General features: G+C 59.4%; 13 protein-coding genes and 2 pseudogenes. 5 read left to right on the top strand and 10 right to left on the bottom strand.

Going from position 1 to position 15066, the window contains the following annotated elements; all coding sequences use genetic code 11:
- Window positions 1-352: 352 nt before the first annotated feature.
- A pseudogene (locus GT019_RS25970) lies at window positions 353-490 on the top strand (SDR family NAD(P)-dependent oxidoreductase); the annotation flags it as partial.
- A 117-nt stretch (window positions 491-607) separates the two neighbouring features.
- Here GT019_RS25970 and GT019_RS32110 read toward each other — a convergent pair.
- Together GT019_RS32110 and GT019_RS25965 are read right to left on the bottom strand one after the other, a co-directional pair.
- Window positions 608-757: pseudogene (locus GT019_RS32110) on the bottom strand (helix-turn-helix domain-containing protein); the annotation flags it as partial.
- Window positions 758-877: 120 nt separating this feature from the next.
- Window positions 878-1552 carry a tetratricopeptide repeat protein gene (locus tag GT019_RS25965; protein WP_161746352.1) on the bottom strand — a complete coding sequence of 225 codons (675 nt, stop codon included), beginning with the start codon at window positions 1550-1552 and terminating at the stop codon, window positions 878-880.
- A gap of 156 nt (window positions 1553-1708) precedes the next feature.
- Here GT019_RS25965 and glsA point away from each other — a divergent pair, with 156 nt between their 5' ends.
- Entirely contained in the window at window positions 1709-2644 is a 936-nt protein-coding gene (gene glsA, locus GT019_RS25960; RefSeq protein ID WP_161746351.1) for a glutaminase A, read from the top strand.
- 105 nt (window positions 2645-2749) lie between these two features.
- On the opposite strand, the gene GT019_RS25955 is transcribed toward glsA, so the two are convergent.
- A complete protein-coding gene (locus tag GT019_RS25955; protein ID WP_161746350.1) occupies window positions 2750-4219 on the bottom strand; it encodes a DHA2 family efflux MFS transporter permease subunit in 1470 nt (489 codons plus the stop codon).
- A gap of 231 nt (window positions 4220-4450) precedes the next feature.
- On the opposite strand from GT019_RS25955, the gene GT019_RS25950 reads away from it, so the two are divergent.
- Window positions 4451-5053, top strand: a complete 603-nt coding sequence (locus GT019_RS25950) for a TetR/AcrR family transcriptional regulator (RefSeq protein ID WP_161746349.1) — start codon at window positions 4451-4453, stop codon at window positions 5051-5053.
- Between the two features lie 92 nt (window positions 5054-5145).
- Here GT019_RS25950 and fsa read toward each other — a convergent pair whose 3' ends face one another.
- Window positions 5146-5796, bottom strand: a complete 651-nt coding sequence (fsa, locus tag GT019_RS25945; RefSeq protein WP_161746348.1) for a fructose-6-phosphate aldolase — start codon at window positions 5794-5796, stop codon at window positions 5146-5148.
- Between the two features lie 345 nt (window positions 5797-6141).
- On the opposite strand from fsa, the gene GT019_RS25940 reads away from it, so the two are divergent.
- Window positions 6142-6363 (top strand): helix-turn-helix domain-containing protein, encoded by a 222-nt coding sequence (locus tag GT019_RS25940; RefSeq protein ID WP_090641524.1) that lies wholly within the window; start codon window positions 6142-6144, stop codon window positions 6361-6363.
- A 178-nt stretch (window positions 6364-6541) separates the two neighbouring features.
- Here GT019_RS25940 and GT019_RS25935 read toward each other — a convergent pair whose 3' ends face one another.
- Window positions 6542-7456: a phytanoyl-CoA dioxygenase family protein gene (locus GT019_RS25935; RefSeq protein WP_161746347.1), complete on the bottom strand. Its 915-nt coding sequence runs from the start codon at window positions 7454-7456 to the stop codon at window positions 6542-6544.
- Window positions 7457-7618: 162 nt separating this feature from the next.
- Here GT019_RS25935 and GT019_RS25930 point away from each other — a divergent pair, with 162 nt between their 5' ends.
- Entirely contained in the window at window positions 7619-8464 is an 846-nt protein-coding gene (locus tag GT019_RS25930) for a helix-turn-helix transcriptional regulator (RefSeq protein ID WP_161746346.1), read from the top strand.
- Between the two features lie 138 nt (window positions 8465-8602).
- Here the strand turns inward: GT019_RS25930 and GT019_RS25925 are convergent, their stop codons facing one another.
- From GT019_RS25925 to GT019_RS32545, 5 genes are all read right to left on the bottom strand, one after another.
- Window positions 8603-10114, bottom strand: a complete 1512-nt coding sequence (locus GT019_RS25925) for a YhcN/YlaJ family sporulation lipoprotein (protein ID WP_161746345.1) — start codon at window positions 10112-10114, stop codon at window positions 8603-8605.
- 335 nt (window positions 10115-10449) lie between these two features.
- Window positions 10450-11601, bottom strand: a complete 1152-nt coding sequence (locus GT019_RS25920) for an ABC transporter permease (RefSeq protein WP_161746344.1) — start codon at window positions 11599-11601, stop codon at window positions 10450-10452.
- A 1-nt stretch (window position 11602) separates the two neighbouring features.
- Complete coding sequence (locus GT019_RS25915; protein WP_161746343.1) at window positions 11603-12721, bottom strand: ABC transporter permease; 1119 nt, start codon at window positions 12719-12721, stop codon at window positions 11603-11605.
- 27 nt (window positions 12722-12748) lie between these two features.
- A complete protein-coding gene (locus GT019_RS25910) occupies window positions 12749-13684 on the bottom strand; it encodes an ABC transporter ATP-binding protein (protein ID WP_161746342.1) in 936 nt (311 codons plus the stop codon).
- 256 nt (window positions 13685-13940) lie between these two features.
- Window positions 13941-15053, bottom strand: coding sequence for a sensor histidine kinase (locus GT019_RS32545; RefSeq protein WP_161746341.1), 1113 nt, complete (start codon window positions 15051-15053; stop codon window positions 13941-13943).
- Window positions 15054-15066 lie beyond the last annotated feature (13 nt).

The following is a 15066-nucleotide window of genomic DNA, read 5'->3' as shown; positions in this document are numbered from 1 at the left end:
GAAAAACGCTTGAAGATAAGCCGGTCTTTTCGAATTCTTTGACCGGAGACCCGCATCGGGAAAGGCGCGACGGCGTTCGCTTCACGCTTATACATTACGGCGGCTGCCGTTGTTTTTGATTGCAATAAATGACAATCTATTCCTTTTGTAAAGCATTTCATTGCGCTGCTGTCTGCCGGACGCGAATGCCGCAAACGAGTTTATTGAACATTCACGACGGGTTCGTTGCATATCGGACGATAACGGAAGGATTGGCGATTGAATAAATCGCTCCGCGCTGACATCATTATAGCAACAACGGTTGGTTAAACAACGTGAGTTGAGACATATTATACGGAGGGAATCTACTACTATGGACCATTTGAAATCAAAAGTCGTTCTTATTACGGGCGCATCCAGCGGAATAGGGGAGGCCGCGGCCAAGCTGTTGGCCCAAAGCGGAGCAAAGGTCGTATTGGGCGCAAGAAGAGACGATCGTCTGCAAGCCCTTGTATTTCTCAATGATTTGATACTGCGATAACTTCCCTTCAAGGAACTCGGTTACCCCTTGAAGTTTAAGTTCAGCACTATAACTTCGATTATGCGTACGACGCATGAGTCCCTCATAACCGTACTGCTTGTACCGTCGCTGCCATTTCATCAGAGACGTTTTATTAATTCCGTATTTCTTAGCTGCAGCCAAAAAGCCAATTTTCCCGCTCGAAACCTCTTCAAGAATTGTTAATTTCTCACGCGCACTATATTTTCCTCTCGACATAGAAAAGCTCCCCTCGATGAAACAGGTTTTATTATTTCACCTGTCCACCGTATGGGGAGCATATCAAATGAGCAGCTGCCGTTTTTTAGTCGTCCGAGCCGATCCCTTGGCTGTCGTCTCTTAGATCCGCATGCCCTTGAACCAAGCGAGCAGCGCCCATTTGCGCTCCTGGCGTTTCTTGTACCGGGGCAGCGACCGGTAGATCGTCCCGCACTCGGCCAGCATGCGCTTGGCTTCGTCCCTCTGCCCGAGCTGCGCGTACAGATCGGCGAGCCTGTAGTACGCTTCGATCGAAGAAGAGTGGATGCCGCGGAATGCCTGCAAGTGGCCGATCGCCTTCTGCGGGTCGTTCTTCGCGTGGATGGATGCCAGGCGCAAATACGGCGTGCCGTACTTGACGCGCGGATTGATGGACAGCGCGTTCTGAATCGCCGCCTCCGCCGCCTCCGTCTCGCCCAGATGAACGAGGCAAGCGCCCAGGTCATCCCAGAATTCCGCGGAGTTCTCCAGCGCGTCCTGCAGCGGCATGAGCCACGATTTCGCTTCCGCGTAGCGCTTGCGTTCAATGAGCAGCCTCGCAAGGTCGTGCTTTGCCGGAATATCGTTCGGATTCATCGCGATTTGCTGCCGCAGCCGACGGATTGTCCCGAAACGGCGCAGCGGTCTTACGATGCTCGGCGTGAGCCCGAGAAACCGGCGCTCGAGCGCGTACAGGATGACGATCAGGACGATGACCCCCAGAAACGGAATCCCCAGCAGCCGAGCTAAAAACAACAACAACAATATTTTGACCATGATGCCACCTGCCGCACGCTAAGAATGTAAAACCTTCCATTATTGTACACGAAAGGCGACCCGCGTCATAGCGGCAAATACGCGCTTGCGCCCCGTCCGGCCCGGGACGTACACTGAAAGCACGAATGCAACCCTCATGGGAGAAGGAGAAAACACATGCTGGACGAACTGCGCGGCAAGCTTCCCGGATGGGTGGCGGCGAGCCGGCTGCACGCAAGCGAGGGTCGCGTCGCCTCCTATATTCCGGAATTGGCCAAGGCGCCGGGCGCGGCGCTCGGCATTACCGTCCTGGGACGATCCGGGGAATCCGTCTCCGCCGGCGATACGGAGCTGCTGTTTACCATGCAGAGCATCTCGAAGGTGTTCACGCTGCTGCTGGCGCTCATGGACAACGGCGAGGAAGGCGTCTTCGCCAAGGTCGGCATGGAACCGACCGGGGACGACTTCAACTCCATGCTGAAGCTGGAGCTCGTGGAGCCGGGCAAGCCGTTCAATCCGCTGATCAATGCCGGCGCGATCGCGATCTCGTCGTTGATCCACGGCAGCACGCCCGCGGCCAAGACAGAGCGCGTGCTGGCCTTCTTCAGCGAAGCCGCCGGAGGGGCAAGCCTCGCCGTCAACGAAGAGGTCTACCGCTCGGAATCGGCCACGGCCCACCGCAATCGGTCGCTGGCGTATTTCTTGAAAGACAACGAAGTGCTGGGCGAGGATATCGACGTCGAGGACGTGCTGAGCGTCTACTTCCGGCACTGCGCGGTGGAGATCACCTGCGGGCAGCTCGCGCGGATGGCGCTCGTGCTCGCGCTCGGCGGCGCCGATCCGGCAAGCGGACGCCAGCTCGTCCCGCGGCGCTACGTGCAGATCGCCAAGGCGTTCATGCTCATGTGCGGCATGTACAACGCCTCCGGAGAATTCGCGATCAAGGTCGGCATCCCGGCCAAGAGCGGCGTATCCGGCGGCATTCTCGCGGTCGTCCCCGGCCGGTACGGCATCGGCGTCATCGGTCCGGCGCTTGGCGACAAGGGCAATAGCACGGCCGGCGTGCATTTGCTGGAAACGATGTCCCGCTCGCTGGCGTGGTCGATGTTCTGATGGCTCGGTCAGCGGCTCATGTTGCTGGCCGCCCATCGAAACGGCAAAAAAACGGCTGTACGGGATCCGATCCCGTACAGCCGTTTTGCATGAAACTTTATGAACTTAACCGACGTGCATCATCATTTCCGGCTGTACGCCATCCTCGCCTTCGACCTTCGCCGGACGGCGGAGCATCAAGCCGAGCACGGCGCCGAATACGGCGATGAACGTCAGCACGAGGAACGTGTCGCCGAACGACATCGAGTAGGCGTCGAGCGGGCTGCTCGCGGTCGGCGAATGGATCGACATGCGCTTCGCCAGGATCGTGGAGAGCCCCGCGACCGCGAACGACGTCATGACCTGTTGCGCCGCGTTCGTCAGCGACGTTACGCGGCCGACCAGCTCGCGCGGCGCCGCCTGCATCAGATGCGTGTTGAGCGGCATCATCGACAAGCCCATGCCTGCTCCGAGCAGCGCCAGCGGGCCCATGATCATCATCATGCTGGATTCCGCGTCGACGCGAGAAAGAATGAACGCCGCGACCGTGACGAGCAGCATCCCGATAAAGACGAGCGGACGCGCGCCGACTTTATCGAACAGCTTGCCGCCGATCGGCATGAACACGCCTGCCGCGATCGCTTGCGGAAGCATGATCAGGCCGGTGTCGAGCGCGCCTTTGCCGTGCGCGTTCTGCAGAAATACCGGTACGAGGAACATCGTGCCGAACAACGCGATCTGGGAGATCCACTGCACGACGATGCCGCGCGTGAAATCCGAGGAGCGGAACACGCGAAGCTCGAGAAGCGGATCCTTCTGCTTCAGCTCGGCGATGACGAACAGGATGAGCGCGACCAAGCCGACCACGATGCCCGTGATCGTTTTGGCGGAAGTCCAGCCGTTCGCGCCTTCGCTCACGCCGTAGGACAAGCCCGCGAACGCCAGCGGCGCCAAAATAAAGCCGAACCGGTCAAGGGCGGCGACCGCTTTGCGCTCGATGCGCGGAAGCGTGCGGATGCCGAGCAGGATGCCGACGATACCGATCGGAATGTTGATCAGGAAGAGCCATTTCCAGCTGACGGATTCGATCAGCCAGCCTGCGAGCACGGGACCGAGCGCCGGCGCGAGCAGGATCGGAATGCCCATCATGCCCATGACTTGACCGACCTTGTCGGGCGGGCTGAGGCGATAAGTAAACGCCATCGCGATCGGAAGCACCATGCCTCCGCCGAGACCTTGAAGCACGCGGAACGTAATGAGCATTTCCACGCTCGTGGACAGGGCGCACAAAAGCGAGCCTACCGTAAACAAAAAGACGGAAATCAGAAATACCTGCTTCGCGCCGAACCGGTCGGACAACCAGCCCGAAAGCGGAATCGCGGCGGCTTGCGCGAGCGCATAGCCCGTTACCGTCCACCCGACGATCTGAAACGTGGAGTCGAACTCCTTAATGAAGCCCGGAATAGCGACGTTGACCGCCGTACCGTCCAAGACGACCATGAAAATACCGATGATGATGGCTGCAAGCGGGGCCAAAATTTTCTTGATGGAAAACGGCTCCTCGTTACTCGCAGCGGATGTTGCCTGTGCCGACATGCAAACCCTCCTACCCAAATCTGATTTCCGCTCGGGCGGCAGCTCCTCCGGCTGACATTGACCCTCCGCCTTACGTAAGGTTACAATGATAGCAGCAGGATAGTTGTCGCCTTGCGGTTATTTTTAAATGGACAATTGTCCGCTTACTTATTTACAGCTTACCTAACAACACGCCTATTGTCAATGAAAGACGTTGTAAAGTTGCGATATAAAACAGGGGGGTCATCGCTCATGCAACAGCGCAATGAACGGAAGGACGCCGCCAGACACCGCGAAATCATTCTCGACACCGCATCCCAGTTGTTTCACGAATACGGCGTCGAGGGCGTCAGCATGCATCAGATCGCCAAATCCGCCGGCGTCGGCCAAGGCACTTTATATAGACGCTACTCTTCGAAAGCCGAGCTGTGCCTGGAACTGCTGACGGACAGCTTCAGCCGGTTCACGAGCAGCGTCGAACGCTATCTCGCGGAGGCGGCAGGCCGCTCCGCCCGCGGAAAGCTGGAAGGCTTCGTCTCCCTCGCGATCGATTACGTCTCCCGCGAGATCGAATGGCTGAACGCGATCAAGCCGTCGGAATGGTGCGCGGAAGACCGGACGAGCGTCTTCGAGTCGGATCCGTTCCTCTACGTCACCGGCATGCTGAAGGCGATCTTGGACGAGGCGGTAGTCAAAGGGGAAACGCCTCCCTTCGATACCGAATTCGCCGCCTTCACGGCGACGGCCTCGTTCAATCCAAGCACCTTCTTCTATCTGACGAAGGACCGCGGCTGCTCCGTCGAGGAGGTCAAAGCGAAGTTCGTGCAGTATTACGACCGGTTGTTCTTCGCCTAATAAAATCCAGTCATACGAAAAGGACGCTTTCGCGGATTAGGCTGCAATGCCTGATTCGCGATCGCGTCCTTTTTGCCGTTGCGGCTGTCCGGCTATTGCTTTGCCTGCGCCTTGTTCCAGTCGCTCAGGAACTTCTCGATGCCGGCATCCGTCAGCGGATGCTTCCACAGCGCCGGCAGCAGGCTGTCCGGTATCGTCGCGATATGCGCGCCGGCCAGCGCGGCCTGCTCCACGTGGCCGATGCCCCGGATGCTCGCGGAGATGATCTCCGTCACGAAGCCGTAGTTGTCGAGAATCGTCTTCAGATCGCGCACGAGCCGCATGCCGTCCGCGGCGATGTCGTCGAGACGGCCGATGAACGGGCTGACGTACGTCGCGCCGGCCTTGGCCGCCATCAAGCCCTGGGCGGCGGAGAAGACCAAGGTGACGTTGGTCCGGATGCCCTTGCGGGAAAGCTCGTTGCACGCGTACAGGCCATCCTCGGTCATCGGCAGCTTGACGACGACGTTCGGCGCCCACTGCGCCAGCTCGTAGGCTTCCCGCAGCATGTCCTCGGCCTTCGTGCCGATGACCTCGGCGCTGACCGGGCCAGCGACGACGGAGCAGATCTCCTGAATGACCTCCTTGAAGTCGCGTCCTTCCTTCGCGATCAGCGACGGATTCGTCGTGATGCCGTCGACCAGCCCGAGCCGGGCGACCCGTTTGATTTCGTCCACGTTCGCGGTGTCCAGGAAAAATTTCATCGGCGTTCATCCTCTCGTTACTTGGAATTCGTGAGGTTGCGACAGTTTGTCTTCCATCCGCGGCGGCCTGCGGGGACCGGTCTTTCCCGTCCCTGCGCGGCGCCGCTCCTCCTCTTCCTTCCCCGGCATTAGCCGTCCTTGAATCTCGCCGCGAGTTCGGCGCCTTCCCGCGCGCTGTCGCATGAACGTGCGCTTGTTCGCCTCCAAATGCCCCCGCGCGGCAAATACCCGCCCATTTTTACAGATAACCGCACCACAGCATTTGCCCTTTCATATGATACTTTGACTGTATCCCTTAACCTTGTTAAACCATAAAAACCCGAGCAAGGAGGGGTGACAAAATTAATGGGTAGCGACCAGAAGAGCAAGTTCTTATTAACTCATCGTGAACGCGAGGTTTTCGAGCTGCTGGTACAGGATAAAACGACTAGAGATATTGCTCAGCAGCTGTTCATCAGCGAGAAAACCGTTCGAAACCACATTTCCAACGTCATGCAAAAGTTGAACGTTAAAGGTCGTTCACAAGCGGTTGTCGAGCTTATAAAGCTTGGGGAATTAAAAATTTGACTTCCTGCTCACCGCATACCTTGCTCAGCCTTCTCGCAGTAATTCCGTTCTCGGACGGAATTGGTGCCAGAAGGTTTTTTGACGTCTTGCGGCGGCTTCCGGTTACCTGCAGCCTATGCCGGACGCGCACAAAAAGGACCGCGATCCCTCCGGGATCGCGGTCGGAACGGGATGCAGGCTATCTTCGCCAATAGGCTTCATGCGGATACCGGTACTGCTCCGGCCGCATCGGCGCATGCACCGCGAACGCGCCCTGCGGCCGGTAGCGGAACGGCGTCTCGTACTGCGCGTAAGCGGCGGCTTTGCGCCGCTCGATGCAATCCAGCAGCACATGCTGCTTCCGCGTCAGATACTCCAGCGTGTGCGGTCCGAACCCCGCTTCGATCTCCCCGGGACGGAATTCGTAGTAGACGGTTCGGCGCAGCGGATTCCCGTCGCCCGCGGGCGAGCCGTGCAGCACCTCGATGTTGTGGAAGATCACGTCGCCGGGCCGCATCGGCACCGGAACGGCGTCCTCCGTCGTGAAGCCGGGCCGGGCGCAGCGCGCGTTCGATTCGGCCTTCGTCCATTTGTTGCTGCCCGGGATGACCCAGAGGCAGGTCGACAAGTCAGCCTCGTCCAAGTAAAAATCGACATTGAAGATCGGGCGCGCGTCCGTGCAGCCCTCCGGGACGGCCGCATCGCGGTGCCACGGGACGATAACGCCCTCGTCCGGCGCCTTCAGGACCATGGAATCCCAGGTCGGGATGAAATTGCGCCCTTGAAGCTTCTCGACCGAGCGCAGAATGAACGGATGGCCGAGCAGCGCCTTCATGGGGTCGCTCTTGTCAATGACGTATTCGATGCGCCGCAGAACCGGTTGGCCTGATTTCACACCGATGCCGTACATAAAATCCGGATCGTTCTCCACCCCTGCCGCTCCCTTGTCGTAGAGCGCGCGCATCTCCCGCTGCACCGTCGCCAGCTCCTCGCCGGCCAACGCGCCGCGGATCACCAGAAAGCCGTTATCCAAGAAATATTGCGCCTGTTCCTCCGTGATGCAATCCTGCGCACGCGCGTCCGCCACCAAAATATCCGCATCCGTCGACCCCATTGCAATCGCTCCCTTGCCTCGAATATTACCTTCATATTCGTAAGTATAACGAGCGCGCGCGGCTTTGTATTTAGCCGAAAGTAACAAAGAGGTTGCTTCTATCACACAGCTGTGAGAACGTATACATACACAGGAATATCGCATAAAAGGAGGTTGGCGATCATGTCGGGAGCCGGCCTCGTACCGCTGCCGGAGCACGCGGCGAATCTGTATTTTCATCCGCCGTATGTCACGCTTGCCCATTTGTTCCATGCGCCGCGGTTATGGGGCATCTCGAGCCGGGTGCTCTCGAGCTATCAATTCCAATACGTCGTCGAAGGCGCGGCCGAATACGAGATCGAAGGAAGGGTCATCCTGACGAGACGCGGGGATTTGATTTACCATTCGCCTGCGCAGGTGCATGAAGTGCGCACGTTCCCCGAAGAGAAGTACATCTGCATCTCCATCCTGTTCGATTTCGGGGATATCCCATATCCCGTGGAACAGCTGCTCGGCCCGGACCGGTACCTCGGCAATTATGCCGGCCATGACGTCGAGAAATTACTTACGCAGCTCATCACGCATTACCACCAGCCCGGATTGGCGCACCATGCCTTGTGCCAAGGGCTATTGATGCAGATCCTGAGCGAGGTCGCGAACTGGAAGCAGGAGCAGGAAGCGCAGACCCGCGGCCAACAGAAAATCAAAACGAAAATGGTGCTGATCCGCAACTACATCGCGGACAACTTCGATCGCGACATCCGGCATCGCGAGCTCGAGGAATTATCCGGCCTCAGCCGCAATTACATTATTTTGAAATTTCGGAAAGCCTTCGGCATGACGCCGTTCGAATATTTGACGCGCGTCCGCATCGAGCGCGCCAAGGAACTCGGCATCCAAACGAATATGTCGATCGGCGAAATCGCCGGCCAAGTCGGTTACGCCGACGTGCATACGTTCGGGAGGATGTTCAAGAAGAAGATGGGCGCGAGCTTCAGCCAGTTCTGTTCTTCGATGGTGACGGACTGACTGCCGACAAGCAAACGATTCGACGAGTCGGAACGCGTCCGGCGAAGCAAGATGAAACAGGCAGCCGAATTCATGCTGAAACCATGAATCGGCTGCCCGTTATTGGATCATCTTAAGAAATGATGCCGCTCGCCGACATTACGGCCGGGATCGGGTCGGGAAGATCCGGTCGACCATGGCGTTGAATTCCGCGATGAAGCCTTGAATCGGATGGCCTGCCTTCACGTCCGCCATGTAAGCGCCCATGCGGTCGACGAAGTCGGGATTGGCCGACACGTAGACGTTTTTGATCGACGGCGACATTTTCTTGACTTCGCTCGCGATTTGCGCCTTCATCGCCGTTGTCACGTCGCTGTCTGCGGCCATCCGGCCGGCGGCATACGGCATGACCGTCCGAGTCATGCCGTCCGCGCCTCTCGGCATGCCCGTGGACAAGCTCGACATGCCTCTCGCGGTGTCGCGGGTTACGTCCGTCGTGCCTCTGGCGACGTCTCTGCCGAGATCCGTCGTGCCCCTGGCGACATCGCGGCCAAGGTCTACCGTGCCTCTGGCCACGTCGCGCGGCAGATTGACGGCGCCGCGAAGCACGTCGCCGGTGCCTCTGGCCAAATCGCGCATGCCCCGGGAAACATCCCGCCCCAGATCCATCGTGCCCCTGGCCGCGTCCCGGCCCAGGTTCGCCGTGCCTCGGGTGACGTCGCTCGCGTCCCTGTAGAGGGCATTCGTTCCTCTATTCATCGTGCGGGACAGGTTGGTCGTGCCGGTTACATCCGTGGATAAATTATTCAGCCCTCTCGCCGTATTCCTGGACATATTCGTTATGCCGTTGGGATGACGGGTCGTCAGGCCGTTGATATTATTGCGGTTGCTGCTGACATAGTTTTTCGACGGTCCGCGCAAGTAGCTGTTGGCGTTCATGCCGAGCGACATGTTCTTCATGCCGTTCGATACGTTGTGGAAGGAGCTGCTTTGCTTGCCGTTGGCCAGCCCCTGCGATTTCATATGCGGGCCTTTCGCCCCTGCGGTTCCATACATGCTCGTGCCGCTCGTCCCGTACATGCCGTTCGTGCCGTAGGTGCTGCTCGTCCCGATCATGCCGTTCATGCCGTACGTGTTCTTCGTGCTGGCAAGATGCATGTTCGGCGTCGCGATCGAGCTTGCCCGCGTTCGGTGCGTATTCAGCGCATGCGCGTTGGTCGACTTCATGTTATACGGCCGCATGTAAGCCTGCTGCGTCCTGCCGATCGGCGCCGGCGCGGACAGGCTCATCGCGTTTGCGCCCTTTTTCCCGGCGTCGTCCTTGAGCGACACGGCCACGTACGCGTTGTCGTCGGTCAGCATGACATAGGCTTTGCCCACGCCTTTGATGCCCGAGATGCGATCGGCCATCGCTTCGCTCATTTCCAAGCGATAGTTTTTGTGCAAGCCCACCAGGTTGTTGCTGTTCAGCCGATGGCCGTCGACGCGGTTCATCTCGTTCATTTGATCGTTGGCAAAGCGGGTATTCAAAATCCGGTTGCCGTTCATGTCGTACGAGACGCTGTTGCCACGAATGTTGCGATTGCCAAGCTCGCCGTGATTTTCCATACAGCCCGTAAGCATTGTGGATAACATCGCCCCGGCTGCAAGCATTGCCCACTTTCGCTGCATCCTCTCATCCTCCGTTTCATCATTGACCGTAACGATGCGGCCCATATGTAGCGTTAGCCGAACGGGGGCGGGCTATGCTGGCAACATTTTAGCTTAGCTGCGCCGGATCGCCCAAGCGGCTCGGAGTTTCCCGGCTTTGGAGCGGAGCGCGGACGAGCGCCGCGGTATCGCGACACGTCCAATCTTGAACGGCGCCGCCGCCGAAAGGTCGCGCCCTGCGCCGCTGCCAGGTGACAGGGGCCGCATCGCCGCAGTTAACAGGCAAAAAGGGCTCCCGCTTGAAGCAGGAGCCTTCATTGAACGATGGCGGCGGCACGTCGCCGTCCGTTTCGATGCTACACGAAATTCCGCGTATCGTCGCTGCGTCCGAACTTGTAGACCGCGATCAGGAAGAACACGGCCGCGAACGCGAGCAGCACCGCGAAATTCAGCCCGATATCGGCCAGTCCGCCGTTCGCCTGCAGCTTGCCGAGCGCGGCCAGCAGCCAGCTTTGCGGCAGAAAATCGGAGACGCGCTGCATGAATTCCGGCATCACGGACGCCGGGAAGAAGCAGCCGGCCACGAGGCAGCTCGGCGTCACGATAAAGTTCTGCATGGCGCCTGCCGCGCTCGAGCTTTTGGCGAACGAGACGACCGCGAGGGACAGGCTTACCGCCACGAGGGCGAACAGTGCCAGCAGGCCGAACATGGTTGCGAACGGCACGCCCGCGCTCAAGTGGAAGACGACCCGCATGAAGAAGAGCGCGATGAGAATCTGGCCCGCCATGACGATCAGATTCACGATTATATTCGAGAGCACGTATACCTTCGCCGAGATCGGGGATGACACGATGCGGAAGTAAGTCCGGTTCTCCCGGTTTTTGAGAATCAGCTCCGACAGGCTGCCTGCCGACGTCAGCATGAACATGAGGAGGAAGCCGATCGACTGGGTGGACATTTCTTTCGTGTTGGACGTATCGTTGACCGATTGCGCCGTCAGCTTGAAGCCTGCGCCGCTGTATTGCCCGTAGAGGCGGTCGAATGTCGCGGTATCGCCGTTCGCGATCCGCGCCATGGCGCTGACGTTGTCGACGTAGCTGGACAGCATGGATTTGAAATACGCGGTCACGGTCGCGCCTTTGACGGAGTGCAGCGCGATATGGTCCGGCTTGCCCGCCATGACGCTGTCGGAGTAGCCCGCCGACAGGATCAGTCCGGTGTCCAGCTTGCCGTCTGCCAGCTGCTCCCGAAGCTCGCTCTCCGTGACGTTCGCGAACTTGACATGATCCAGCTTGCCCAGGAATTGCACGGTATCCGCCGCCACCCGGGCATTGCCGTCGCCGTTGACGATGCCGACCTGAAGATCGGGCTGCCCGGTCGACCCGTACAGCACCGTTGCCAGCACGACGCCGGCGACCGGAAGTCCGAGATAGATGAGCCAATTGGATCGATTCCGGAATATCCGCCGCAACGTCGTCCGCACGAGAAACCATAATTCCTTCCGCATATCAGAAGCCCTCCTTATTCCGGCGCATGCTTGCCGTCGCGAGCAGCAGCAGCAGCGCCGCGCCGAGATACAGCCCGATCGCCGGCCAAGCGGCCGCCAGATTGCAGCCGTACACGATGTTGGTCAACGCCTCGTTGCCCCATCGGATCGGCGACAGCCACGAGACGAGTCCCATGACGCCCGAATCGTCGACGGGGAAGTAGGCGCCCCCGATGAACGAAGTCAGCTGCACGACCAGCATGACCAGCGCGCGCCCGCCTCCGCCTTTGACCAATTCGTTGGCCGCGATGCCGAAGCTTGTCGCCATGATGACCTCCGAGACGAGGACCGCGAAGACGACCGGGAGATGCGCGCCCCAATAGGCGTTGAACACCCACTTGCTGAAGAAGACGATGGCCAGAATGCAGAGCGTATTGGCCACGACGTTGCCCAGAACTTTGCCGACGTAGATCTCGCCGCGCCGGATCGGCGCGGACAGCAGCCGGATGCCCGTTCCCCTGACGATCTCCGAGCGAATCAGTCCCCCGACGGACATGGCGCCCCATAAGCCGACCATGACCGTCATCGCCATCGCGTAATAATCCATCGAGCCCGGCGAACGGTCGGCGGCAATGGAAAGCTCCTTCACGTAATCGCCGCTCCCGGCGTTCGCGAATACGAGCTCGGCTTTGGACGGGTCGCCGTCCCGCGTCACGGCCGCCGCCGCGTTGTATTTGTCCGCGAACGTGCTCAGCATGCCCTGCACGATATTGCTTTCGATCGCGCTTCTGCTGCTGCCGTACTGCGACATGCCGGCGTCGGACACCTCGACGTAAGCCGTGTATCGATTGTCTTCGATCGCCTTGCGTCCGTCCTCGCCCGGCTTCAGCTGCTCGAACGCGATGCCCGTAGCGCCGAGCTCCTTCTCGAACGCCTTGAACGCCTCCGATAACCCCGCGCTGCTCGAATCGCGGACCAATACCTTGATGTCGTTCAGCTGCATCTCGCTGCTGAAGGCGTTGGTTAACGTAATGCCCAAGATGAGCATGAGCACGATCGGAAACCCGAGCAGAAAGATGAACGTTCGAAAATCGCGAAAATGCTGCTTGATTTCTTTGACCGTTATGAGCCATGTAATCATGCGCGTACCTCCTTCCTTTCCCGCCTCTTAATCTCTTAAATTGCGGCCCGTCAGCGTCAGGAATACCATCTCCAGGTTCGGCTCCCGCTCCTCGACCGCGCGGATCTCCGAATCGCCCTCCATCAGCCGCTTCAGGATGCGGTTCAGGTTATCGACGGATGCGTCGCTATGGATGCGAATGACGTTCTCTTCCTGAGAGGCCTTGCGTACCCCGGGAAGGCCGGTCAGACGCTCGGCTTCGCCGCCGGTCGCGGTCTTCAGCTCGATCACGATGTCCTTCACGTCCGTAACCGTCGCCGTCAGCTGCTCCTTCGTGCCCTCGGCGATGATTTTGCCATGGTCCACGATGGCGATGCGCGAGCAGATCTCCTCGACTTCCTCCATGTAGTGGCTCGTATAGATGATCGTGCAGCCCGATTCGTTCAGCTTCCGGACCGACGCCAGGATGTAATTGCGCGACTGCGGATCGATGCCGACGGTCGGTTCGTCCATGATGATGAGCTTCGGCTTGTGCGCGATGGCGCAGGCGATATTGAGGCGGCGCTTCATCCCGCCGGAGAAGGTCTTCGGGAAGCTCTTCGCCTTGTCGCCGAGCCCGACGAACGCGAGCGCTTCCTCCGTGCGTTCTTTCAGCTGCCCGCCGCGCAGACCGTACAGCCCGGCAAAAAAACTCACGTTCTCGTAAGCCGTCATGTCCTCGTAGATAGCCAGATCCTGCGGCACGATGCCCAGGCTTTGCTTGGCAAACCGGCTCTGGGTTTTGATATCCCGGTCCAGGATGCGAATCTCGCCGCCCGACGGCTGCAGCAGCGAACAGATCATGTTGATCGTCGTGCTCTTGCCCGCCCCGTTCGCGCCGAGGAATCCGAAGATCTCGCCCTCGCCCACCTTGAACGAAATGTTGTCCACCGCGACGAAATCGCCGAATTTCTTGGTCAGTCCGCGTATATCCAGCACGTTCATTCTTGCTCACTCGCTTTCGTATGATCGTCTATTGGCTACCGGCTGGAGCGCTGACCGCCGGCCGTTCATCCTTCATGGCCTTATTATAAAAAAAAGGAATGCCCTTATGTCAGTGCATAAGTTCATCCCTTCCCCGTGGGAAATCTCATATTCGCTTGCGGTTCTTTCACGGCGCGCTTCAAGCCGCCTCCTGCAATGGCCCGCTTCGGGCAGGAAAAATCTCATGCCTCTTGCCTCTACGTAACCACTTGCGTCGCTAAGCGCCGCCCGTCCGCGGAATAAGCGTCGTGACGACGAATCCGCGCTCGCCGTCGGCCGTGACCGTACCGCTCACGGTAGCCGTTCGTTCCTCCATGCCGATGAGCCCCATGCCTTTGACCACCTTGGCCGCGCCTTGCCCGTTGTCGGAGACGACGGCCTTGATGAAGCGGTTCAGCACCCGCACCTCCACGTGGACCGCGGACGCGCCGGAATACTTGGCCGCGTTCGTCAGCGCCTCCATCACGTTCTCGTGAATGATCTTCCACTGCAGCGGGGTGATGGCTTCCATGCTTCCTTCATGCACGACCGTCGTCAGCAGGTCCGACTTGCCCCCGAAAGCTTCCACGGCGGAGCGAAGCCGGCCGAGGCCGAGCTGCTCCACGGGCGGCTTCATATCCTTGAGCGTCCGGCGGATCTGTTCGATGCCCTCCTTGGAGATGGCGATCGCGTTGTTCAGCAGCGCCTCCGCCCCGTCCGGATCGCGCCGGAGCGTCAATCTGGCGGCTTCCATCTGGATCAGCCCGCCGGTGATGGAATGCCCGATGCCGTCATGAATTTCCTGCGCGAGCCGGTTGCGTTCCTCGAGCTTCACGAGGTATTCGCTCGCCTGCGCGAATTCCGCGTTGTCGTTCAATTGGCGGCCCAGCTCCCGTTGGCGCCGCCGCGCGCGCTCCAGCTCGTCCTCCTGCGCGTTCACCCGGTTCATGTAACGCCTGATCATGGCGTAGTTAAAGAAGCTGAACACGGCGATGAAGCCGTAATGCACCAGCAGCCCTGACGCCATGAACAGCATCGGCGCAAGCACGATCGCCAGCGCGAAGCGCTGCCTGCGAAGAACGAACGAAGCCAGCTCGAAGAAGCCAAGCGGCAGCAGCAGCAGGAATTCCGGCTTCACGTAAGCGCCGCACAGCAGCACGTAAGCCAGCACGAGCACGATAAGCCCCTGCTTCAGCCGCTCCCGCTTCACAATATGAATGATCAAGTTGATCGCCAAATAAAGCAGAAAATAGAGCACGAGCAGCCGCGGCGCTTCCGGGCGCGAGAAGTACGCGAGCGCGATGACGTAGATCCATACGATCGTTTTGTTGCCGACTGTCCATAATTCCACGGCGGACGGGCCT

The sequence above is a fragment of the Paenibacillus glycinis genome, from assembly GCF_009909185.1.
Classification (GTDB): domain Bacteria; phylum Bacillota; class Bacilli; order Paenibacillales; family Paenibacillaceae; genus Paenibacillus_Z; species Paenibacillus_Z glycinis.
The sequence above is the reverse complement of the archived record's forward strand: the minus strand, read 5'-3'. Positions and strand labels throughout refer to the sequence as shown.

Excerpts from the sequence above, each read along its gene's own strand:
- GT019_RS25965 (WP_161746352.1), bottom strand. The coding sequence starts at position 1,552 with ATGGTCAAAATATTGTTGTTGTTGTTTTTAGCTCGGCTGCTGGGGATT.
- glsA (WP_161746351.1), top strand. The coding sequence starts at position 1,709 with ATGCTGGACGAACTGCGCGGCAAGCTTCCCGGATGGGTGGCGGCGAGC.
- GT019_RS25955 (WP_161746350.1), bottom strand. The coding sequence starts at position 4,219 with ATGTCGGCACAGGCAACATCCGCTGCGAGTAACGAGGAGCCGTTTTCC.
- GT019_RS25950 (WP_161746349.1), top strand. The coding sequence starts at position 4,451 with ATGCAACAGCGCAATGAACGGAAGGACGCCGCCAGACACCGCGAAATC.
- fsa (WP_161746348.1), bottom strand. The coding sequence starts at position 5,796 with ATGAAATTTTTCCTGGACACCGCGAACGTGGACGAAATCAAACGGGTC.
- GT019_RS25940 (WP_090641524.1), top strand. The coding sequence starts at position 6,142 with ATGGGTAGCGACCAGAAGAGCAAGTTCTTATTAACTCATCGTGAACGC.
- GT019_RS25935 (WP_161746347.1), bottom strand. The coding sequence starts at position 7,456 with ATGGGGTCGACGGATGCGGATATTTTGGTGGCGGACGCGCGTGCGCAG.
- GT019_RS25930 (WP_161746346.1), top strand. The coding sequence starts at position 7,619 with ATGTCGGGAGCCGGCCTCGTACCGCTGCCGGAGCACGCGGCGAATCTG.
- GT019_RS25925 (WP_161746345.1), bottom strand. The coding sequence starts at position 10,114 with ATGCAGCGAAAGTGGGCAATGCTTGCAGCCGGGGCGATGTTATCCACA.
- GT019_RS25920 (WP_161746344.1), bottom strand. The coding sequence starts at position 11,601 with ATGCGGAAGGAATTATGGTTTCTCGTGCGGACGACGTTGCGGCGGATA.
- GT019_RS25915 (WP_161746343.1), bottom strand. The coding sequence starts at position 12,721 with ATGATTACATGGCTCATAACGGTCAAAGAAATCAAGCAGCATTTTCGC.
- GT019_RS25910 (WP_161746342.1), bottom strand. The coding sequence starts at position 13,684 with ATGAACGTGCTGGATATACGCGGACTGACCAAGAAATTCGGCGATTTC.